Source organism: Aquimarina sp. AU119 (assembly GCF_900312735.1).
GTDB lineage: Bacteria > Bacteroidota > Bacteroidia > Flavobacteriales > Flavobacteriaceae > Aquimarina > Aquimarina algiphila.
Map to the genome: position 1 here is coordinate 238195 of NZ_OMPF01000016.1, position 23778 is coordinate 261972.

Annotated in this window: 21 protein-coding genes; 10 read left to right on the forward strand and 11 right to left on the reverse strand. The window is 29.3% G+C overall.

Annotation, left to right across the window (positions count from 1 at the left end; all coding sequences use genetic code 11):
* The first annotated feature begins 44 nt into the window (after nt 1-44).
* The 10 genes from DK442_RS15825 to DK442_RS15870 all read left to right on the forward strand — a co-directional run bounded on the left by DK442_RS15825 (nt 45) and on the right by DK442_RS15870 (nt 11282).
* Complete coding sequence (locus DK442_RS15825; RefSeq protein WP_109436867.1) at nt 45-944, forward strand: nucleotidyltransferase domain-containing protein; 900 nt, start codon at nt 45-47, stop codon at nt 942-944.
* A complete protein-coding gene (locus DK442_RS15830) occupies nt 937-2406 on the forward strand; it encodes a radical SAM protein (RefSeq protein WP_109436868.1) in 1470 nt (489 codons plus the stop codon). The genes DK442_RS15825 and DK442_RS15830 overlap by 8 nt, the downstream gene beginning before the upstream one ends.
* On the forward strand, nt 2399-3190 hold the full coding sequence (locus DK442_RS15835; RefSeq protein WP_109436869.1) for a class I SAM-dependent methyltransferase: 792 nt from the start codon (nt 2399-2401) through the stop codon (nt 3188-3190). Before DK442_RS15830 ends, DK442_RS15835 begins: the two co-directional genes overlap by 8 nt.
* A gap of 56 nt (nt 3191-3246) precedes the next feature.
* Entirely contained in the window at nt 3247-4563 is a 1317-nt protein-coding gene (locus DK442_RS15840; RefSeq protein WP_235010974.1) for a B12-binding domain-containing radical SAM protein, read from the forward strand.
* 4 nt (nt 4564-4567) lie between these two features.
* The gene (locus tag DK442_RS15845) at nt 4568-5671 is read left to right on the forward strand and encodes a hypothetical protein (protein WP_109436871.1); all 1104 of its coding nucleotides are present in this window, start codon (nt 4568-4570) and stop codon (nt 5669-5671) included.
* A gap of 46 nt (nt 5672-5717) precedes the next feature.
* Complete coding sequence (locus DK442_RS15850; RefSeq protein ID WP_109436872.1) at nt 5718-7403, forward strand: ABC transporter ATP-binding protein; 1686 nt, start codon at nt 5718-5720, stop codon at nt 7401-7403.
* Nucleotides 7400-8278, forward strand: coding sequence for a glycosyltransferase (locus DK442_RS15855; RefSeq protein ID WP_109436873.1), 879 nt, complete (start codon nt 7400-7402; stop codon nt 8276-8278). The genes DK442_RS15850 and DK442_RS15855 overlap by 4 nt, the downstream gene beginning before the upstream one ends.
* A 135-nt stretch (nt 8279-8413) precedes the next feature.
* Nucleotides 8414-9091 (forward strand): FkbM family methyltransferase, encoded by a 678-nt coding sequence (locus DK442_RS15860; protein ID WP_109436874.1) that lies wholly within the window; start codon nt 8414-8416, stop codon nt 9089-9091.
* Nucleotides 9088-10608 carry a radical SAM protein gene (locus DK442_RS15865; protein ID WP_109436875.1) on the forward strand — a complete coding sequence of 507 codons (1521 nt, stop codon included), beginning with the start codon at nt 9088-9090 and terminating at the stop codon, nt 10606-10608. The genes DK442_RS15860 and DK442_RS15865 overlap by 4 nt, the downstream gene beginning before the upstream one ends.
* Nucleotides 10608-11282: a methyltransferase gene (locus tag DK442_RS15870; protein WP_109436876.1), complete on the forward strand. Its 675-nt coding sequence runs from the start codon at nt 10608-10610 to the stop codon at nt 11280-11282. The genes DK442_RS15865 and DK442_RS15870 overlap by 1 nt, the downstream gene beginning before the upstream one ends.
* A 163-nt stretch (nt 11283-11445) precedes the next feature.
* Here DK442_RS15870 and DK442_RS15875 read toward each other — a convergent pair whose 3' ends face one another.
* The 11 genes from DK442_RS15875 to DK442_RS15925 all read right to left on the reverse strand — a co-directional run bounded on the left by DK442_RS15875 (nt 11446) and on the right by DK442_RS15925 (nt 23688).
* Entirely contained in the window at nt 11446-12873 is a 1428-nt protein-coding gene (locus tag DK442_RS15875) for a B12-binding domain-containing radical SAM protein (protein WP_160114213.1), read from the reverse strand.
* Nucleotides 12866-14131 (reverse strand): glycosyltransferase family 87 protein, encoded by a 1266-nt coding sequence (locus DK442_RS15880; RefSeq protein WP_160114214.1) that lies wholly within the window; start codon nt 14129-14131, stop codon nt 12866-12868. The genes DK442_RS15875 and DK442_RS15880 overlap by 8 nt, the downstream gene beginning before the upstream one ends.
* Nucleotides 14115-15074 carry a glycosyltransferase gene (locus DK442_RS15885; protein ID WP_109436879.1) on the reverse strand — a complete coding sequence of 320 codons (960 nt, stop codon included), beginning with the start codon at nt 15072-15074 and terminating at the stop codon, nt 14115-14117. The genes DK442_RS15880 and DK442_RS15885 overlap by 17 nt, the downstream gene beginning before the upstream one ends.
* Complete coding sequence (locus DK442_RS15890) at nt 15071-16588, reverse strand: glycosyltransferase family 39 protein (protein WP_109436880.1); 1518 nt, start codon at nt 16586-16588, stop codon at nt 15071-15073. Before DK442_RS15890 ends, DK442_RS15885 begins: the two co-directional genes overlap by 4 nt.
* Nucleotides 16589-16595: 7 nt before the next feature.
* Nucleotides 16596-17987 (reverse strand): radical SAM protein, encoded by a 1392-nt coding sequence (locus DK442_RS15895; protein WP_109436881.1) that lies wholly within the window; start codon nt 17985-17987, stop codon nt 16596-16598.
* Entirely contained in the window at nt 17984-19102 is a 1119-nt protein-coding gene (locus DK442_RS15900) for a glycosyltransferase family 9 protein (RefSeq protein ID WP_109436882.1), read from the reverse strand. Before DK442_RS15900 ends, DK442_RS15895 begins: the two co-directional genes overlap by 4 nt.
* A gap of 113 nt (nt 19103-19215) precedes the next feature.
* Nucleotides 19216-19779 carry an SIS domain-containing protein gene (locus DK442_RS15905; protein ID WP_109436883.1) on the reverse strand — a complete coding sequence of 188 codons (564 nt, stop codon included), beginning with the start codon at nt 19777-19779 and terminating at the stop codon, nt 19216-19218.
* Nucleotides 19776-21149 carry a D-glycero-beta-D-manno-heptose-7-phosphate kinase gene (gene rfaE1 / locus DK442_RS15910; RefSeq protein ID WP_109436884.1) on the reverse strand — a complete coding sequence of 458 codons (1374 nt, stop codon included), beginning with the start codon at nt 21147-21149 and terminating at the stop codon, nt 19776-19778. Before rfaE1 ends, DK442_RS15905 begins: the two co-directional genes overlap by 4 nt.
* Nucleotides 21146-22144: an ADP-glyceromanno-heptose 6-epimerase gene (gene rfaD / locus DK442_RS15915; protein ID WP_200825118.1), complete on the reverse strand. Its 999-nt coding sequence runs from the start codon at nt 22142-22144 to the stop codon at nt 21146-21148. The genes rfaE1 and rfaD overlap by 4 nt, the downstream gene beginning before the upstream one ends.
* A gap of 10 nt (nt 22145-22154) precedes the next feature.
* A complete protein-coding gene (gmhB, locus tag DK442_RS15920; protein ID WP_109436886.1) occupies nt 22155-22673 on the reverse strand; it encodes a D-glycero-beta-D-manno-heptose 1,7-bisphosphate 7-phosphatase in 519 nt (172 codons plus the stop codon).
* A gap of 661 nt (nt 22674-23334) precedes the next feature.
* On the reverse strand, nt 23335-23688 hold the full coding sequence (locus DK442_RS15925) for a T9SS type A sorting domain-containing protein (protein ID WP_109436887.1): 354 nt from the start codon (nt 23686-23688) through the stop codon (nt 23335-23337).
* Nucleotides 23689-23778 lie beyond the last annotated feature (90 nt).

Consider the following 23778-nt stretch of genomic DNA (forward strand, 5'->3'; position numbering starts at 1 on the left):
TTTATAAAAATCATAAATTTAATTAGACAAAATTCACAAACTCAATGAACTCAGTTAAAGCGCTGTTATACTTTTCCTTGTTTAAGTATCCCCTTTCTGCTGAGGAAGTTTATTTGTTTTCTGCAGCTCATAGTCAAGACGAAGTAAATAATGAATTAAAATACCTCGAACAAAAAGGCGTAATTTTTAGTGATAAAAATTTTTATTGTATTGATAATCATACAAAAACTATTTCCCGAAGAATAGCAGGAAATAATATGGCAAAAGCTGTTATGGATAAGGCTATAAAAAAAGGGGTGTTTATTTCAAAATTTCCTTTTATTAAAGCAGTGGGGATTTCTGGTTCCTTATCCAAGAATTACCACGATAAAAACAGTGATGTTGACTTTTTTGTAATTACGACCTCAAAAAAACTATGGATTGCGCGAACACTTTTGATGCTATATAAAAAAATATTTTTACTAAATTCAAGAAAATTCTTTTGTGTAAACTATTTTATTGCAGAAGACTCTTTAGAAATAACAGAAAAAAACATATTTACTGCGACCGAATTGTTAACCTTGATACCAGTATCTGGTGATTTTGAATTGTTTTATAGTAAGAATCAATGGGTATCAACCTTTTTACCGAATATGGAAATAGGGAAATCTCCTTTTTATGAAAACAGTAAAAAAAACTGGTTGGCTAAAATGATCGAGTCTATTTTAAATACAAGAATTGGTGATCTATTAGACAACATTTTTTTAAAATTAACTGTAAAAAAATGGAACTTAAAATTTAACACTTTAAATAAAGAAGATTTTGAGATTGCAATGAAATCAACAAGTGGAGTATCTAAACATCATCCTCAAAACTTTCAAAAAAGAGTTATCGCCAGACTCAATCAAAAATATAAGGAATTTTATACTAGATATAATATTGAATTAGAAGAAGAACATGCTTGATATTTTGTTTTCACATTCGTACTATTATCCTTTGGATCAAAAACAATGGAAAAATAAGACTCCTTATCCTCCATTGGGCACTATATATGCTGCTGCATTAATGAGGCAGAACGGTTTTAACGTTGATTTATTCGATACTAATTTAAGAGATAATCCTTATGATATAGAAAAGGAGATTTCTGAAAAAAAACCCAAGTATCTTGTCTTATATGATGATGGTTTTAATTATTTAACCAAAATGTGTTTGACAACAATGCGTCAAGCTGCATTCGAAATGATACGGATTGGGAAAAGTCATGGATGCATTGTAATCATTAACAGCTCTGATGCTACAGATCATTATACCAAATACCTATTTAATGGAGCAGATTATATCATTCAGGGAGAAGGAGAAGCTACCCTTTTGGAACTAGTAAAATCCATACAACTTGATCAATCTACCAACAATATTAAAGGTATTGTATATGCCAAGGATGAAGGAGAAGAAACTATCACAAACCCAAAGCGACAAGTACTAAAGGATTTAGACGAATTACCACTACCTGCCTGGGATTTAGTTGACATTAATGCATACAAAAACATCTGGAACTCTGGCGGTAAAGAATTTACTCTTAATCTTGCTACAACCAGAGGTTGCCCTTTTAAATGTAACTGGTGTGCAAAACCTATTTATGGGAATCGGTACAATTCTCATTCACCCGAATATATTGTAAAGCATATTCAATTTTTACAAAAACACTATAATGTATATCGTTTTTGGATGTGTGATGACATTTTTGGACTTAAACCTGGTTGGGTACAGGATTTTAATCGCGAATTAAAAAAAACAAATACAAGCTTGCGTTATTATATTCAAAGTAGAGTTGATCTTTTATTAAAAGAAGACACTATTGATGCTCTTGCCGAATCTGGTTTACAAGAGGTTTGGGTAGGTGCTGAGAGTGGTTCTCAATCTATATTAGACGCTATGGATAAAGGAACTACTGTAGAACAGATTTACACGGCAACCAAATTACTAAAAGATAAAAATGTTAGAGTAGCATTCTTTATTCAATTTGGTTATCTCGGAGAAACAAAAGATGATATTTCTAAGACAATAAAAATGATTAAAGAGCTTCTTCCTGATGATCTTGGAGTATCGGTATCATATCCATTACCTGGAACCAAATTTTATGATAAAGTAAAAGATGATCTTCAATTAAAAGCTAATTGGACAGATTCTGATGATTTAGCCATGATGTTTAGTGGTACATATAATTCTAAATATTATAAAAAATTACATCGTTATGTCCATAAAGAATATCGAAAAAGTCAGGGAATTCAATTCATCAAAAAAATTGTAAAAAGCCCTAATAAATTATCCTCAAAAGCTCTAAAAAGGATCACCTATTTGGTGTATTATTTCCCAAGTGCATTTTTAGATTTTCAAATTTTAAAAAGAATGGAACATTTAAATGAATGAAGCTTTTGATATAGCGGCCATAGCCTATGATGATGTCTTTACACATAGCCATATAGGTAAATACCAAAGAGAATTAGTCTATTATTCATTAGCTAAGACTCTTTCTACGCATAAAAATCTTAATATATTAGAAATCAATTGTGGTACCGGTCATGATGCGATATGGTTAGCCAACAAAGGACATCGTATATTAGCGACAGATATTTCTTCGCAAATGATAACCATTGCCAAAACCAAACTTAGTTCTAACCAAAACCAATTAGAATTTAGACAACTTGATATTAATGCTTTGAATGAAACCCATTTTGATGATTCGTTTGACCTCATATTTTCTAATTTTGGAGGATTAAACTGTCTTTCCCCTATACAACTCCATACTTTTTTTAATTCAGCTTCTAAAATATTAAAGCCTGAAGGTAAAATTATTGGAGTAATAATGCCCAAAAATTGTCTTTTTGAAAATATATACTTTATATTAAAAAGGAATTTCAAAAATGTTTTTAGACGAAATACCAAAAATTCTATTGCTGTAAATGTTGATGGAAACTTAGTGAAGACTTGGTACTATAACCCGAAAAACATAAGAAAGTTTTCTAAAAATAACTTTCGCGTTAACAAAGTAAGGCCTATTGGTTTTTTTATTCCCCCATCTTATTTAGAGCCTTTTTTCAAAAAAAAATTGGGGTTGTTGAGACTATTAAATCGTTCAGATCGTATTGTTAAACATTTTTCTTTTTTATCAAAATATAGTGATCACTATCTAATCTCATTACAATCCAAATGAGCATTATTCTGACCCATGCATATTACCTTAGCTCAGATCCGAAAGAACATCGGATTATGAAACCTTATCCTCCTTTAGGTCAACTCTATCTCTCTGGATATTTACAAGAACACAATATAGAAAATTATGTTTTTGACACTACTTTTAGCTCGTTAGAGGACCAATTACATTTTATTGCTTCTAAGAAACCTGATGTCATTGCCATTTATGCAAATTTAATGACTAAAGTTGATGTTATTAAACTCATCTACATTTTGAAAAATGAAGCTAAATATGGTTTTCCAAAAATTGTATTAGGTGGGCCAGATGTCACCTATAATTGTGAGAATTATCTAAAAGCAGGTGCACAATACTTGGTTCTGGGTGAAGGTGAAGAAACCTTACTTGAACTATATCACGCCATTATAAATAAAACAGATATACATCAAATTTCTGGAATAGCCTATTTGGATAAAGGTGATGTTATAAAGACATCTGCTCGTATCAAAATGAAAGACCTCTCTGCTCTCCCCTTACCCAACCGTAGTGCTATAAACATGCAACAATACCTTGATACCTGGAAAAATAACCATGGTAAGAGTTCTATGACGGTAAGCACACAAAGAGGGTGTCCGTATACCTGTAAATGGTGCAGTACAGCGGTGTATGGTCAAAGTTATCGAAGAAGACCAGCAAGCTTGGTTGCGCAAGAGTTGGTTATGCTAAAAAAACAATACAATCCAGACACAGTATGGTTTGTTGATGATGTATTTACAGTGAGTCATAAGTGGTTAAAAGAGTTTCATGATGAAGTAATCAAACAAGATGCAATTATACCTTTTGAATGTATTACTCGTGCAGAAAGATTAAACGATGATGTATTACAACAATTAAAAGAAGCTGGATGTTACCGTATATGGATTGGAGCAGAAAGTGGTTCGCAAAAAATTGTTGACGCTATGGATCGGCGTGTAAAAGTTGAGACAGTGCGAGAAGCAATCCAAAAAACGAATCAACTGGGTATAGAAACAGGAACATTCATAATGGTAGGGTATCCAGGTGAAGATGAAAAAGATATAGCAGAAACTATACATCATCTTAAAGTTGCAAATCCAACGCATTTTACAATTACCGTCGCGTACCCTATCAAAGGAACTTCATTATATACCGAAATAGAAAACGACATCACTATACAACCTGATTGGAATACTTCTACAGATAGAGATATTGATTTTAAACGTACTTATCATCGTAAATTTTATGATTTTGCCGTACGAAGGATTGTAAATGAGGTTAATTATTTTAAAAATCAACAAAACATTATAGAAAGATATAAATTAAAGTTTAAATCTGTTGCAGCTCTGGTATTAATGAAATATTATAAATTCAAGTAATATTATGATTAGATTCAACCGTTTTTTTATAGTCATTATAAGTCTTTTTATTCTTAATTGTTCTCCTAAAAAAGATTATCAGATTAACTTAAAATGGAACAAATCTTATTCTGATGATACTTTAAACAAAAACTTAATCGGTCTGCAATGGTGTTTATCCTATCTTGGATCTACAATTGCTAATGATTCTATAAGTCCAGGGTTAACTTATAATGATTCAATCATATCATTGAACATTAAAGAATTAGGTTTTAATAATCAAGCTTCAAACTTTCTAGCTTCTCTTTCCTATAAACTAAAACAATCAGAAGAGTATAAACATAATAATTCCATCGACTTAGGAAGGTTTATGGCTTATACAATTGGGAGTCCTTATCACTATTATAGAATAGTAGATGTGCCTCAAAAACTCTCTGATTATTATGAATTATATCAATTTGATAGTATAAAAGGGTATATCAATAATTCTAGTGTTTCTCATGTAGATCGGATTATTCAATATTCTAATTCCTCAAAAGAATTAGATCAGGCTTTTATTTCGTTTGAGATTGATTCTGTAACTAAGAAAATATTAGAATATGAAACTATGGAAATCATGTCTAATGGACAAATAAAATTTGGGATTTATGATATTAATGGGCGATTAAAAAAATCAGCCGATCCAAAGCATACCAAAGCTGGAAAACCTGCTAAATGTATGTGGTGCCATGAAGTAAACATACAGCCTTTATTTAATGATCAAGAAAATATTACTGGATATTTACCATATATTACTTTTAATGATTCTTTAGAAAAGTTTGATAAGAAATTAAAGCTTGTGCAAGATAGTTTATGGAAGAACAAAGCCTTGAAAGATAAAAAACAACATACACTCATGGAGATTTCATACATTTCTTTTATGGAACCTTCTCTAGAGCATTTATCTAATGAATGGGGTATTTCCAAACTAAAGTTGCAAAAAAAATTAAAATATTTAAAAACACACCGCCATCATGAATTTGATTTTCTGGGAGATCTGTATAACAGAAATGAAATAGATAAGATTGCACCTTGGAAAACTACAGAAATTCCTTCTAGTATTAGAGAAAAGTCTTATAAAAACCCTTAACTTCAACCGTTTTGGAGTATAAATATAAAACCAGATTAAAACAACTATGGTTACTTTTTTTAATATTGTAAAAAGAATTTATGCTGTAATCCCTAATAGTTATAAAAAACTATCCATACCATTTTTGGCACTATCATTACTGTTATTAGTATTAGATGTTTTTTCAATTTTTATTCTTATTCCGTTAATTATTTCTTTATTAGATCAACATAATGAAATTAAATTTTTAACAATACAATTATTTCAGGAAAACAAGTATCTAATGACAATCTGTATTGTTTTATTTTTTGTTCTTAAAAACTATGTTTCCATTTTAATAAATAAATATCAGGCCAGAGTGATTTATGATTTAGGTTCTGAATATTCATTGCGTCTATCAAAACATTATATTTTGGGTAATTACCAAGTCTTTAAAGAGCAAAAAAAGTCTTCTATAATTAAAGAAATCATTTTTGTCGCAAATGATTTTGTAGGAAATCTAATAGTATCTGTGAATACTATTTTTTCTGAATTTATTTTATTACTTATGATTACCTGTATAGGTTTCTATTTTTATTTTAGCATTACATTGGTTGTTATACTTTTTCTTGTTTCAATTGTAATCATTTCTAAATATTATAATAAAAAAACTATACAAAAAATTAACAATACCCGTTCTGAGGATTATGATAATAATATAAATAACCTTATGAATTTACTAAATGGTTATATGTCCATAAAATCTCCTGATTTATTACAACACTTTCTAGCCAAATTTAATAACTCAAATAAAAGATTAAATCATAATTATTCCATTTTGCACGCCAAAAGAATCAACAATAGCAAACAAACTGAAATAATTATGGTTCTTTTGCTTTGCAGCGTATTTACATATATTCATTTTTTTTCCTTTACTAAAGCTTATGCGATTTCTTTTTTATCTGTTTTTGGAGCTTTATTCTTTAAAGCCATCCCCTCTATTAACAGACTAAACATAGGGGTAACTAATCTTAATTCTCATTTATATGCATTAGATATTATAGAAAAAAAAGTAAACACAGCTACAGAAATCAATACCACAAACACCTCTATTACATTTAAGGAAAAAATTACTTTAAAAAATATTGGATTTTATTTCAAAGAAAATAAATCGATTTTAAATAATTTTAATCTTATCATTCCAAAAGGGGCTTTTATATCAATTATCGGAAAATCAGGAATAGGGAAAACAACACTACTAAATATTATTGCAAAATTGATTGATCCTACTGAAGGAAATATATACATTGATTCAATAGAAATAAATGACACTAATAAATATAACTATTTCAGTTTAATCACTTATTTGGTTCAAAAACCGTTTATTTATGAAGGAACCGTTTTGGATAACATCGTTTTAACGAAAAAAGATTACGATAAAAAATTACTTAATGAAATACTTATAGGATTGGAGATTGAGGAAATTATTCTAAACCTTCCAAATGGAATGGAAACTTTTATCGGTTCTGAAGCAAGAAATTTATCCGGAGGGCAATTGCAAAGAATCTGTATAGCAAGGGCATTACTTAATATCCCCAATATCTTGATATTGGATGAGGCTACCAATAATTTGGATAAAGTTTCAGAAGGTAAAATACTGCGTTTTATTCATCAATTTGCAAAAACACACACCATAACTACCATTTTGATATCCCATGATATTAGACACACAAAAGATTTATACAGTTTCATAGTTAATTTAGAAAAATCATGAAATTCAGCATTATTACAATTACTTATAATAGAGCTAATCTTATTATTGAAACCATAGAAAGTATACTAAAGCAAACTTATCAAAATTTTGAATTACTTATTATTGATGACGGCTCTACTGATCATACAGAAGATGTTATAACTTCTTATCAAAAAAAAAACAAAGATAAAATACAATATATAAAAAGTGAAAAAATAGGTATTCCCAGCAAACTGAGAAATATTGGATTACGACAAGCCAGTGGAGAGATTATTACTATTTTGGATTCTGATGATATATGGTTAGAAGAAAAACTTGAGCAAATGTATAACATTTTTGCACAACAGAAAGATGTTAAATTTGTAATTCACAATCTCCAACATTTTACCCAAATTGATAATTTAAAACCTCCTTTCTATAATTATAAAAACTCCTTCTATAAAGATGTTTTAAAGGAAATATTAATTTGTGAAATTTTAGCATTCCCCATATTTTCTATGAGAAGTTCTATTATGGATGAAATTGGCTTATTTGATGAAGATGTTATAGAAGGGCAACACGATTATTATTTAAAAGTAGCCACTAAATATAAAATATTTTACCTCAACAAGTCATTGACATTAATGAGGAGGCATGAAAATAATTACACAAAAAAATCAGATGTAATTCATTGTTTGGATGCAATTACATCATATGATAAGCTAAGAAAAAATAACCTATTAAATAAAAAACAATATCAATTAGCGTCTAATTTTATGAATTATAAAATTGCTGAATTTTATTTTCAGCAGAATGAAAAACAAAAAGGAATAAAATATTTGAATATTATTTCTAAGAACTCTTCCATTTTTAGCAAATGGTATTTAAAATCTAAAATATTAAAATATATCGGTTAACTTTATAATAAAATCTATTCATTGAAAAGCATAAAAAATAAACTACAAGATTCTTTTATAAATCCAACTACATATAAGAATATAAATACATTTATGTTTTTAGGTTTATTTTAGGGTCCCAATTACTTTTATAGAGTGAAAAAAATAAATAACTATATAAACAAATTTAGACAAAGAAGGTTTTACTCTAAATTTATTAAAAAAAACGATTTATGCTTTGACATAGGAGCTAATAAAGGAGGGAAAAGTAAAATATATCTATCACTTGGTGCTAAGGTAATTGCTTTCGAACCCCAATCTATATGCAAAAGCTACTTAGAAAATATAAAACACACTAATTTCACCTATCACTTGCACGCTGTAGGAAGCAAAAATGAGATTAGAGAACTGCAATTGGCCAATCATATTGAAGTTGCTACATTCTCTAATGAATTCGTTAAATATTTCCAAAATGATTCATTACAATGGAAGCATACTGAGAAAGTTATTGTCAAAAAATTAAATACCTTAATTGAATCCTTTGGAGTTCCCCTTTTCTGTAAAGTTGATGTAGAAGGATATGAGTTAGAAATTTTTTCTGATTTAGATTATACAATCCCAATGATTGAATTTGAATTTACTGGAGGGTTCATTGAAAACACTCTAGAAATTATTAAACTTCTTGACAAAACCAAAACTATTTATAATTTTAATTTGAATGAAAAACCTAAATTTGAACTAAAAGATTGGATTTCTTGTAGCGAAATGATTAACATTGTTAAGAAACTCCCTGTTCATAGATTACATGGTAATATTTTTGTGAAAAATTTATGAAAAATAAAATCCTAATATTCAACCCTAGAAGTGCAAATGCAAAGCATAGAATTCCTAATTCTATACTTCAGGTTGGTGCTTCGATTTATGGAAAACATGATTTTGTTTTTGTTGATGGGAATTTGGAAAGTGCTCCCTGGAAAAAAATCAAAAGCTACTTTGATACAGGGGATTTCAAATATTTCTGTTCTACTGTAATGCCAGGACCACAACTTAAACAAGCAATTCCATATACAAAAAATATAAAAGAGTTGTTCCCTAAATGTATTACCATATGGGGTGGCTATTTTGCTTCTAATCAATTCAAAGCTTGTATAGAATCTGACTTTGTAGATTATATTGTAAATGGCCCCGGAGATATAGCTTTCCCTTCATTATTAGATGCTTTAGAGGATAATAATTATTCAGAAATCAATACCATTAAAAATTTGATTTATCAGGATAAAGAGGGAATCATAATTCAGACTCCTAAAGAAAAATTATTAGAACAGGATACTCTTCCTCCGCTCCCATATCAGCATTTAAACCAGTTTTATAATCTCGAACATTACCTCAGTAGAACTTTTTTGGGAGAAAAAACATTTTCTTATCATTCCAGTTTAGGCTGTCCATTTACGTGTTCTTTCTGTGCCGTTGTTCCTATTTACGAAGGAAGATGGAAGGCCAAATCTGCTCAAACGGTATATAATGATGTTAAATATTTTAAAGATACGTATGGTATCGATGCTATAGAATTTCATGATAACAACTTTTTCACTTCCAGAAAAAGAGTTGTGGAGTTTTCCAATTTGGTTATGAATGATGGTATCACCTGGTGGGGAGAAGGTAGAATTGACACTATTAATAAATATAGTGATGAAGATCTTATTACTATGAAAAAAGCGGGATGTAAAATGATATTTTTAGGTGCAGAGACCGGTAATGATGATATCCTGAAACAAATGAATAAAGGGGGGACGCAAACCGGACAAACTATTAAAGATTTCGCAAAGCGATTAGCTCCGATTGGTATTATTCCGGAATTTTCTTTTGTATTAGGGATGCCTGCAGATTCCCCAGACAAAGTAATGGCTCAGATTGAATGGGATATCAAATTTATAAGAGAGATTAAAGACCTTAATCCTGCCTCTGAAATAATTATTTATCTCTATAGTCCTGTAGCTACTGAAGGTTCTGAATTATATGAACAAATTCAACAAGCAGGTTTTAGTTTTCCAAAAAAACTTGAAGATTGGTTAAATCCAGAGTGGGAAAAATTTGATCTTCGTAAAAATCCTTTGACTCCTTGGCTTACTCCTGAAATGGTTGACAAAATTAAAAATTTTGAAACCGTTCTTAATGGATACTACCCTACCGCCTCAGATTTTAGAATTAGAGGACTAAAGAAAAAAATACTTCGTACCATTGCAGGGGTGCGTTATCAAAATCAGATATACAAATATCCCTATGAAATAAAAGCTCTACATAAAATCTGGAAATATCGACAACCAGAAATACAAGGGTTTTACTCAGAATAATGAGAAATTTACTTAAGAAAATAACGCATCCTTTTCTAAGATTAGGCTTACAGCTATATTATGTGAAGCCTAGAAAATATAGTTATGAAGGTATTGAAGTAATTGTACACCCCGATGTATTTCCTCCTCACCTCACATTAAGTACTAAGATATTCCTTGATTTTTTAAAACCAATAGAGTTAAACAAAAAAACAGTACTAGAACTTGGTTGTGGATCAGGGATCATTTCATTATATACATCAAAAAAAGGAGCTACCACAACTTCTTCAGATATCAATCCCATTGCTCTAAAATACTTAGACAAAGCTTCTACTAAAAACCAATTAGCAATAGAAATAGTGAATTCTGATCTATTTGACAACTTAAAGAACAGGGCTTTTGATTATATACTTATCAATCCTCCATATTACCCTAAAACACCGAAAAACATAAAAGAAAAGGCTTGGTTTTGTGGAAATAATTTTGAGTATTTCAAAAGACTTTTTCAACAGCTTCCCAATTATATTTCGGAAAATACAAATACTTACATGATTCTATCAGAAGATTGTGAAATAAAAAAAATAAAAAATATTGCTTTACAGTTCGACTTGATTTTTGATGTCCAGTTTGAGAAGAAAATAATCGGCGAAAAAAATTATATTTTCAAAATAATACAACGTGGGAGTGTAAATTAAAATACATCAGTATTATATTCAGATATATATTAATTACATAATTGTTTTGGAGATTATTTTGAGTTTTGTATATAATTTAAAAATCAAATAAGAGTATGATGATGATATCAATCTTATAATTGACAATAGCCATAAGATTTATTTCTAATTTTTAAACTTAATACTATTCCTTTACTAAAACGTGCTTATAATTTTTAATAGCAAATTTAAAAGTTTCCCAAAAATTACGCTTCTCGGATTTAATGTATACTAAAAAATAAATAAAGCCGAACCACGCTCTAAAAATTACGTTAGATGGTAATTTAATCAAACGCTTGATAAGTGGATAAGTCCAAGGCCATAAAACGGCAGTTTGGAAAAATTTTTGCAAATTCTGAATCTCTCGTTTATGCGGAATCTCTAATTTGGTTTCTAAAAAAAACGATTTATCTAAAGAATCATAATCAAATTCTTTACCCAGATACCCTTTATTAAAAGCGTAATCTGTTAATTCTGTACCTGGAAAAGGAGAAAAAATAGAACACCATGGGTAATCTGCTTTAATTTTTATGTTTAACTCTACGGTAGAAAAAGCATCTTCCAATGTTTCATCTGGCAGGCCAACTATATTATACGTTCTAAACGTTATTCCAACATCATGAAGTAACTTAGCTGCTTTTAAAATTTGATCATCTGTTAATTGTTTTTTGAGCACTTTATTTCTCAACTGCTCGTTTCCAGACTCTATGCCGAAAAAAACAGATTTACAACCTGCCTCTGCCAATTTATAAGCATATTGTTCATCAGAAGCTACAATATCTGCTCGCACTAAGCAAATAAACTCTACATTGACCTCTTTTTTATAAACTTCTAAGAAATCATAAAGCCATTGTTTTTTCATTCCAAAAACATCATCTGCAAAATATATAATCTCAGCATTAGTTTCTGCTAGAAGTCTTTTGCATTCTTCTATAGCTCTATCTATTTCTCTTATTCTAACATATTTACCTTTTCCTTTATACATGTCACGCATAGCATCTTCAAAACAAAAAGAGCAGTGAAAAGGACAGCCTCTAGATGTTATTACATTTCGTACTTTTCTTTCTCCCAGTTTATCTAAATCATTATAAAGAGAACGATCTGGGAACGGGTATTCGTCCAAATCAGGTCTTAAATTTCTTAACGGATTATGAGTTTTTTCATTGTTTTGAGAAAACGATAAATTTGGAGTATTATGGAAACACTCATTTCTATCTATCCTATCCATTATTTCTTTCATAGTCTCTTCTCCTTCTCCTCTTACCAGATAATCTACTTCTGGTTCTTCTATAAACTCTTTAAAAAAAGTAGGATGAGCGCCACCAAAAATATTTTTTATTCCGTATTTCTCCTTAATCTTCCCAGCTAGATTTTTTCCCCAATAATGACTGCCACTCATAATAGAAAAACCAACTAGATCTGGTTGAAATTTTTCTATCCTTTCTTCAAAATCTTCGAAAGTTTGGCCTATAGCCAATTCACACTCGTGACCATGATCTTTCAACATAGATGAGATGTACATTGGTCCAAGAAATTCATAATCCAAATTTTGAAGAAATAATAATTTAGCCATAGTTCTTCCTAAGTATTTTGATATGATAATAATTAAGTAATAAAAATACACATAATAAGCTCCAAAACCTTGGATAATGAAGTAATAAATTGATTGTAGAGAGTTGATCTAAATTTGGAATATGATATTGTTGTATTGTAAAAGTTAAGAATATCATTATCGAAATAATAACCAGTGCTTTCTTTGATTTAAAAGAAATAAGCCATTCAATTATGCACAGTATTGGCCATAACAACAGTAAAAAATGGTATGACGCTGATGCTGGTATCATTACAAAAACTCCAATAATACCAATCGAGATTATAATTGGTGTGACTTGATAGTGATTCCTTTTAAAAGTATAAAATAACAACACCATAGTTACTCCCAATAATGAATATTTAATAATTGGTTTCAAAATCGATAGGTTTAAAAGTGGAAACGGGTTTTTAAATTGATCATAGACAAATAAATTATTAAGTAAGGAATCAATTGATTGAAACTCCACCGCATACTTACCTTGTCCAGGTAAGTTACCTTCTAGGTGAGATATAAAATCTAGAAAAAAGATGTCATGTACCTGGTCATCTATCATATAGATAATTAAAGAAGGTATAATTATTCCCAAAAAAGTAAAAATTAGAATAAGATACCTTTTTTCATGTTGGATAATATAGCCTAAAAAAATAATAGGCAAATATTTTAAAGATGCCAAAACACCAATAAAAAAACCCAATATCTTTGGCTTACTAAGCATATAGAGTTGTCCTAATGACTCAAGTAATAAAAAACCAATTAACAAGTACAATTGTCCAAAGTTTAAACAACTTGATATTGGAATAATAAATAATGATAAAAATAGAGTCGTTTGACTTAAAGACCACTTTGTTATTTTTCTTATTCTAAAAGGTAAAACAATTAATATCAAAGCATTAAATACTAACCAGACTCTTTTTGCTATCAGTGGTTTAAAAAACGTCACGGGTAAATAAACATAGGCAGTAATGGGAGGAAAAGGTGAAAATTTAGCACCTTCTTTAATACCTATTTGATATGCTTTATTAGTAAACCAATCGTTATCATAAAACTGATGAATTGGTGTTCCTTCAGAAACCAATTTGGCGGATAAATAGTAATTATTAAAATCAGAAGCGGTATTGCTCCACCCTGCTATAACTCCTTTAAGTAATACAATCCCTATAGCAATAACAATCCATACTTTAACGATGATTGCACTTTTAAATTTTATTATTTTTAATGTTTCAACTATGTTCTTCACTACGTCTATTTATAGATTTTCCATTCTTTTTTACCGTAGAAGCTGTAAATTTTATAGTATTACTGTAAGAGTTTTTTAATAATTGTGTTCCTATAACAAAGGCACTTAATGCGATTAACGCACCGTTAAATAATCCTAAAATAATAGTGCTTGCCCATCCTAAAATTGCTCTATCTGTAAACAATTTTTTATATAAGACATATCCTGCAAAAATTGTTAGTATTATTACTAAAGATATAAATATCCAAAGACAAACAACTAATAATTGTTCTGCATATTGAACAAACGATTTAATCGCATGATCTAACAAATCTGTTATACCCATTTTAGATTTTCCATTATCTCTTTTTTGTCGATCAGCTTCAATATATTTTTTGCGCAATGCAAATTTGGAAAGAAAAGCTGGAAAATGAACAAAACCTACCATTGTTATCCTATTTAATATATTTCTATTTATTAAACAATAATTACCAAAATGTATAGATTGCCCAGTAATAGTCTTAAAAATCATTTTATAAATTTTATAACTAAATCGAAATAAAAAGGATTCTTTTCTTTTTTTTCTAACGATATGAACAACATCACAATCCTTTTGTTCTATCATGGATGGAATTAGTTTTACATCATCTTGTCCATCACTATCTAAAACAATAAATTGGTTTGAATTTGTAGATTTTGCATAAATAAGTCCCTGAAAAATTGCCTGTTGGTGCCCAACATTAAAATCTAATTCTAATACAGTCAAGCTGATATTTTTAGATTCAAAGAAAAAACCATCTAATAATTCAGAAGTTTTATCTATTGACCCATCATTTACAATGACTACTTCAAATAGAGAATCTAACGCATTACAAACGTTTTCAAGAGAATGAAGAAAATTAACAATATTTAGTTCTTCATTGTAACATGGAGATAATATTACTATTGGTTCAGAGCTTATCATTTATAGTATCGTTTTTTGTAAATTAGATGCCCATCTGTTTCATATTCTAATTGATATTTTTCAGAAAAGATACTATTTATTCTCTTTTTGTAAGAGTCAATCCAGAAATTTGGAAGAGTTTTAGAGACTATTATCCAGTCTGCCTTTACTTCATTCATATATTTCAATAATTCTTCCTGCCATGCGATTAAATGAGATGGAGTACTGGCTGTTAACTTTCCTGTAAGTGCAGCCCCATCTCTTGCTAGTCTACAAGTGGTAATTACACCTAGTTCCAAATAAATATTTGGATCTTGCCCCAACACTAATACTTCATTTTCTGTATTCAGTTCTTTTTTTAAATAAGAAACAACGGACTTTCTATGGTTATACATATCTCTAAAATCCGGAAAAATAAATGTTTGGGCTACATCAAAATTACTTGTTAGAAATCCTGCCTGTATAAAAGTCGAACCGATTTTGAAAGCTGGAAAAGTCATGATAATACAAAATAAGACAACTAATATTTTTTGTTTTTTTTCAGAAAAACTCTGACTTAAAACTATAAAACCTTCAACTATTCCTATTGTTAAAAAGGGCCATAATATACTAAATTGATAAGGATATAATCGTCCTTCAACAAATAGCATCAAACCAATTCCTGCAACTATTAATTTAATAATTGAATTCTTAGAAAATATAAACAAGCTCAATACACCTCCAATTCTTAAAACCGGATCATTGAGGAATGTCCATCCTGTTTTTAATATTGTTCTAGTACTAAATCGCGATACGTAACCCGTGTAATTAAAAATAGTATCTAAAACCACAGACTCCCAAAAACCATAAAAAGTACCAGAAATTAATAAATATAGTATAAAAATAATAGTCGGGATAAGCATCCCTAATAGAAATTTGAGTACATGACTCTGATTAAAATTACATATTTTATCTTTATCAAAACATAAAAAAATAAGTGGCATCGCTATAAGTAATGCTGTAGGTTTAACCCAACAAGCTAGTGCAATTAGTACTCCCGCAACCAAACAGTATTTTTTTGTCTTGGGGGCTAATAAATGGTAAGCCAGAGCTACATAACATGCAGTAATTATATTAGTAACATCTCCTGTATTTCCTGGTCCATCAATAAGTACATGGTGAAGCCAAAAAACACTCACTAACCAACTGGTTAACTTTGAATAATTCAATCGAACTAAACGAAACAAAAAATAACCGGTGATTACTAAAATGATTAAATCAAAAACACGATACGCTATGACCGTTTCTCCAAAAAGAATAGCAGCTAGAGAATAAGTTAACAAACCCATGGGTCCTTTTTTTTCAATAAAACCTGTGTATGGTAAACCTCCATTTTTTATAACTAAACCTTGATAATGGTATATCCCTTGATTATAACCAGATGGAAAATTAAGATAAAACACAACAGTAACAACTACTAATATGCCAAGAAAAAATGGTAACCAAACAATTGATTTATAATTAAAAAAAGAATACTGATTATTGTTTGATCCCATAAACAAACTAATTAAGTAGGGATTTAAGAATATACCATCCTTCTTTAAAATGAATTTTAAGTTCAGTCCAGTTTCTTAAGCTAAGTAATCTTTTCAAAATATATTTAGGTCTAAAATAAAAAGATCTATATGCTTTATTTTTTAACTGTTGTAATTCTTTTCTACTCAACAAACCTGTGCCTATTGTGACTTCGTTTCCTGACTGATCCATAACCTCTAACGAATCATCAATCAGCCCTTCTTTTAATGCTTCAGTTCTGAAGGAAGTATTACTTCGTGGTACAGCTACATTAAATGAAGCATAGTCTGCATCAATTTTTTTTGCAAATGCTATCGTGTTTAATATGGATGCTTTTGATTGGCCTGGTACACCAATTAAAAAAGTACCTAAACGTTTTATTCCGATTTTTTTTGATAATGCAAACGTTTTTTCAATTTGTTGGGTTGTATAGTGTTTTTTATAATGGGTTAATAAATCATCTTCTGCCCATTCGACTCCAAACATAATTAAAGTGCATCCAGCAGCTTTCATTAACCTTAGTTCTTTTTCATTTAAAACATCTACTCTCGAAAAACACATCCAGTTTATACCATAGTTGTCTTCAATCATCCACTCTAAAACTTCTCTAGTAATTGTTTTTGATTGAAAAAAAGTTTGATCTGAGAAATAAATAAATTTGTATCCTTTTGCTTTTAGTTCTTTTAATTCTGTTATAATTGAAGCTGCAGTTCTTGTTGTATAAGGCAAGGTAGACATAATACAAAATGTACAAGGATAAGGGCATGCATAATTCGTTAGAACTGTCGCCATTGGAAACGCATTAGCAAATGGCATTCTATAGTTACCCATAAAAAAATGTTGTTTAGGTACTGCCATATCCATGGGTTTGGATCGTTTGCTATCTTTAACAACAAATTCTCCTTCTTGTCGATAAACCAGTCCTTCTATTTTTTCTCCCCCCTCTATTAATTGCCTAAACCCATTCTTAAAAAAATTTGTAATAATTGCATCTAACCACTTATATTTTTGAAATTTCTCTCCATACTTTTCTAATAATGCATCTCCTGAGCAAGCGATTATAGTATTTGGGTTTTCTTTTTTAACAATATTATAAAAAAGCTGATCTTCAATCAGTGAAACAGCACCTATTTGACCAATTATATAATTAGGTTTGAAACATTTTATTTTTTTATAAGCATTAGTTTCTGATATCTTTTCAGCAATACAATCCATTACCAATATTTTATAATCTGGCTCATTAAAAAATGCGGACTGCATTAATAAATCGACAGGTTGAGGTAAATAGTATGCTTTTGATACTTTTGAGCAATAATAATCTCTAATATAGATTTTCTTTCCTGGAGGGTTCAGAAACAATATACGCTTAGATGAACTCATTCAATTAGGACTTTATATTTTTCTGATTCAACGAATCTAATTATTTTTGAAGCCATTTCCTTTGGATTCATAGATTTAAAGCAAGTTACATCTCCCTGACAATATCTTGCTATTTGTGATTTCGGATGAATAAAACAAGGAGAACAACTCATATCCAATTCTAAATTGAGCATCTGTTCGTTTTCTTGATATCCTACCAATTTTGATGAAGTCGGTCCCCAGATCCCTACTGTTCTTATCCCAAATAAATAGGCTAAATGTAGAGGACCTGAATCATTTGTAATAAATAGTTTTGTTTCTTTTAAACATTCAACAAATTCGGATAAATTATGCTGACCTGCTATATTTGAGATTTTTTTTGACGTAACCCCAAGATTTATTAATCGTTCTTTAAACGATGCTACAAATGTAAATTCAGGTTTTGCACCAGTCAAATAAAAATGCCAATCCGGATTTTTATCATGAAGTTCCTTAATTAAGGAAGCATATTTTGATAAAGTAAACCTACGTTGTAAAAGATAATTACCTGCATTGATGTTAATAAATATTTTATTATTACCTCCCTCTTTTGTATTATACTTTACTGAAGGGCAGGCATAGGTTTTATTAAACATTTCTGCAATAGCATTTGTAGCAGGTTTGTTTTGTAACGACACAAAAGATTGTACTCTTGTATTTTTATTCTTGGGTTTAAAATAGAATGAGCTACAATGTTTTCCAATTCCAACTATTAATCTAAACAGGCCAGACAGGTTTGAAACTCGTTCCATATCCAATATTGTGGTGGTTTTTTGTTTCCAAATTTGTAATACAAGCTTAAATAAACTAATCATTAAAACGAAAGGATGTTTTGTTTTAACGTATATGACGTTCAAATCTAGCAAATCAATCACCGCTTTGTTACTATATAATGTAACAAATGTAACCTGCTTCTTTTCGATACCTATCGTATTCATAACATGAACAATTCGAGTTATACTACCTAATCCAAAAAACTTTAGCACAATAAAATGTTGCTCCTTTTTTTTCATTTTCCCTCTCCATTTCAATGCATTCATCATCATGTAAAATGGTTTGACCAATCCATCGATAAAGATTAAAAACTGATATTTCATTGAATAATAAGGGTTTTAACTGTCATCCAATTTCAAAAGTGATGGATAAGTTTAACGTTATTCTATTATAGACCTTTTACTATAAATAGAAATTATTATAATTATATATATATCTATTTAAAAAAATGTTTATCAAGTATATCACAAATGCTGTGTTCGATAAATATATGTGTCTCCTGTATTCTCGAGGTGTGGTTCGAACAAACAATAATATTTTTATCACAAACTGCATTCATTTGGCCTCCATCATTACCACTTAAACCCACAACAAAACTTTTTCTTTCCTTCCCAAGTTGAAGTGCATTTATAACGTTTTTACTTTTACCACTAGTACTAATACCTATTACTACATCTTTTTCTGAAGCAAAAGCCTCTAATTGACGAGAAAAAACCTCGTCATAAGAATAATCATTACTAATCGAAGTAAGAGTAGATGTATCTGTGGTTAGAGCTATTGCAGCTAGGGCAGGTCTCTTTTTATCACTAAAACTTCCAACTAATTCTGCCGCCATATGTTGTGCGTCTGCAGCACTTCCTCCATTACCGAATATAATAATTTTTCCACCAGCTTCTAAACGTTTTATACACTTGCTTGCTATAAAATTAATATCATCTTCATATTTGCTAATGGTTTGCTCTATTACTTGAATATGCTCTTTTAAATTTTCAGAGATCATTGTTTTATTTTGTTGATTACACCCGTTGTACTTTTTCCATCTATGTACTCGATTAATTTTGTAGTTCCTGCAAAATCACTACCTATAATCTCCTTATTTTTATAATCAGCACCTTTTGCCAAAACATTTGGTCTTATAGATTTAATTAATTCATAAGGCGTATTTTCGTTAAACAATACAGTATAATCAACAGATTTCAGAGCATTTAATAAATAGGCCCTATCTAGTTCGGGATTAATTGGGCGTTTATTCCCTTTTATGTTTTTCACTGAATTATCAGTATTTACTCCCACAATTAAAACATCTCCTAGTTTTTTTGCTTTTTCTAAATATTTTATATGCCCTAAGTGAAGGATATCAAAACAACCATTGGTAAATACTATTTTTTTATTTTGTTCTTTTAGGTCATTAACAATTGTTTTGATTTCATCTATTGTTTTTATATTATGATCTTTGGCATAAATTTCATCAATTGTAGCGGTTCCCACCCCAATTTTTGCAACAACAATACCAGCTGCTAAATTAGCAAATTGTATAGCATCATCAATATGACTATCTTGTGCTAATTTATATGCTATCGCAGCAATAACAGTATCTCCTGCTCCAGTAACATCATAAACCTCTTTTGCTTTAGTTGGGAATATTCTTAATTCTTCATCAAAAACGGCAATACCATCTTGATTAAGTGTAATAACAGAAATCGCTAATTTATATTTTGATTTAAGTGTACGAATAGCATACTCTAATTGATTGTTATTAATATCAAAGTTTGTTGCAATACTTGCTTCTTTTTTATTTGGAGTCAATAAATAAGCCCCAGTATATTTTGAATAATCGCTACCTTTAGGGTCAACTAATATTTTAATTTTTTCTTCGTTTGCTAACTTTATAATTTTTTTGGTGACATTATCTGTCAATACTCCTTTCCCATAATCAGAGAGAATAATTATTTCGTGACTTTTAATAATGTTCCTGTAGATGTCAAAAACCTTATTTGTACTATCTTCATTAATGTCTTTTGTAGTTTCTTTATCATAACGTACTATTTGTTGATTAGACGACGATAGTATTCTAGTTTTTTTAGTTATTAGTCTATCTTTTTCAATAACCATATAATCCGTAAGTATACCTTGTTCTTCTAACAAATTATACATAATCGAAGTATTTTCACAATCACCTATCACACTTATAATATTAACTTCAGCTCCAAAAGCCAACAAATTATTAACTACATTACCTGCACCACCTAAAACTAATTTCTCTTCTTTTATATCAACTACCGGAACAGGAGCTTCTGGTGATATACGCTCAATACTACCTATTAAGTATTTATCTATCATAATATCACCAATTACCAAAATTTTTTTCATTGTTTTTTATCCCAATTAAATGTTTGTTTGATATAAGGAATATATTCTTTAATACCTTGTTCTAAAGTGTAATTTGGCTTATAACCTAAAAATTCCTGACTTAGACTAATATCAGCTCTGGTATGCATCTGATACCCTTTATAAGGATTTTCAAAATATTCTATTTTTAAATTTGTATTCAATTCCTGTTGCAAAATATTCACAATGTCATAGAAACTACGATGAACCCCACTACCAATATTATAGATTCCATTTTTTTTAGTAAAACATGCTAAAATATTAGCAAGAATAACATCTTTGACATAAACAAAATCACGCATAATTTTATCTGACCCTATAAATAAACGTGGTGACTTGCCTGCTATAATTTGATGCCCTAGTTGAATTACCATAGATGCAGTCTTATTTTTAAAGTATTCTTTTTCTCCATAAACATTAAAAAATTTAAGCCCCACGATATGCATATTTGAGTATTCTTTCATGTATCGATATGCTATCTGATCCATAGCGTACTTAGAAAAACCATAAACATTTTCAGGAGAATCATCACCAATTTTTTGAGGTGATGGACTTGAACCATATGTAGCAGCAGAACTTGCGTATATCATTCCTGCTTCATTTTTTTTAGCAACCTCTAATAAATTATAAAAACTATTAACATTAGTTTTCATAATAATTTCTTGGTCATAGACTCGTGTATCAGAAATAGCTGCATAATGAAAAATAAAGTCTAATTTATAAAATTTAAGCTTATTTAAATCTTCTTCATCTTTGATATCTCCACAAATTATATCGCCTTTAAAGCCTATCAAATTTTTATAATGACCAAAACTTTTTAAATTACCATTATCAAAGGTCTCCCCCTTTCTAAATACATCAAAAATTATAATTTTACTGTCTGGATAATTTTTTTGCAAATAAAAAGCAATGTTAGAACCAATAAATCCCGCACCACCGGTTATCAAAATAGTTTTATTATTAAAGTTTATCTCCATTAAACTAATGTCATAAAATATAATTATTTACCTCTCTGATTGACGGCAAAATAAATTTGGCTTTACTTTTTGTTTTTTCAATTTTATGCCCGCTTTCAACAAGTATAGTATTTCTTATACCAAAATCATGCGCTGCCTTAATATCACTTTCTTTATCACCGATCATCCAAGAATTGTTCTTATCAATTTGATATTTTTTGTTGGCTTCATCAAACATACCTGTTTTTGGTTTTCGGCAACAACAATTATCTTCAGGTATATGAGGGCAATAAAAAACATCCAAAATATTAATATCTTGTTTATCAAACTTACTTAACATCCACTCATTAAGAATATTAAAATCTTTCATTTTGTAATATCCTCTACCAATACCTGATTGATTGGTAACCAAGATTAAATGAAATCCTTTACTCTGCAAATATTTGCAACTACTTAAAGCTCCATCAATAAATTTAAAATCTTGTATTTTGTGTAAATATTTGACTTCCTCATTAATAACTCCATCTCTGTCTATAAATACCGTTTTCATTAAGCTAAAGATAAAAAATAAATAATCATAGTAAATATTTTATAAATGCGTTTGTTATAAATCTATATAGAAATGTTTTTGGATGAATTTATATACCTTTTTAAATCGAAAGAGCACTCGAAACCCAATCAGCAGAAGTCATTTTGCATTGATGGTTATAATTTAATATTTTATTAGACACACTCCAATAAAGGTTTCTTATTATCGGCAAAGTTCTAAAATTTGTGAAATGGCTTACATCGGTAAGATCATTCCCCACATAAACTTGGTATATAATATTTTTAGGTTTAATTGTTTAATACCCGTTCCAGGGATACTAGAATTTATAAAGGTTTTATTAATCGAATCACGTAAAAAATCTATATAATTATCCTTCGAAGCAGAAAAAGAATCTCTAAAAACTAAAAAATCTACTTCAGATGGCGAGTCGATTAGATTTGTATTTAAAGCTTTTAGTTCTGATTTATAAAAATCTATAATAGAAAATCTATAGGATAGTTCAAAAAGAAGAATTACGGTAATAATACACTAAAAAAGTCCTCCCAAAATTTTCTTCATATTATAAAAACACTAATTCATTTAATATGAATAAATCGCTTTTTAAATAAAAAAGATGCTCTCCCAAGCATCTTTTTTCTATTTGCGTTAAAATTTCATCCATCTATTTATTAGTTACCACATCTCTTCCCTTATAAAATCTTTTTATCGCCATATGATTTCCAGAATATATTTTAATCAAATATAAACCTACTCTTAGTTCTGAAATATCAATCTCTCTTTCGAGATGTAATTTACTTCTAATCCTGATAAAACCAGATTTATCTATGATTTTTACTTCAATTGACTCTTTGGGTCTATTCGTAACAATATTTAAAAATTGAGGAGTAGAGGTAGCTTGAATATCAAACTCAAATGTATTATCATTTGTTGTTGTATTTTTTTCGTCATTCCAATCATTTGAATATGATGAAGTTATACTTATAAAAAGCATGCAAAGTAATAGTATATTTTTCATAGTTAATAGTTTTACTATAATTTACTAATAATAAAACTATTACCCTGTTAATGGAAACACAAATAGGAATAAATTTAACTCTTCTTGGCA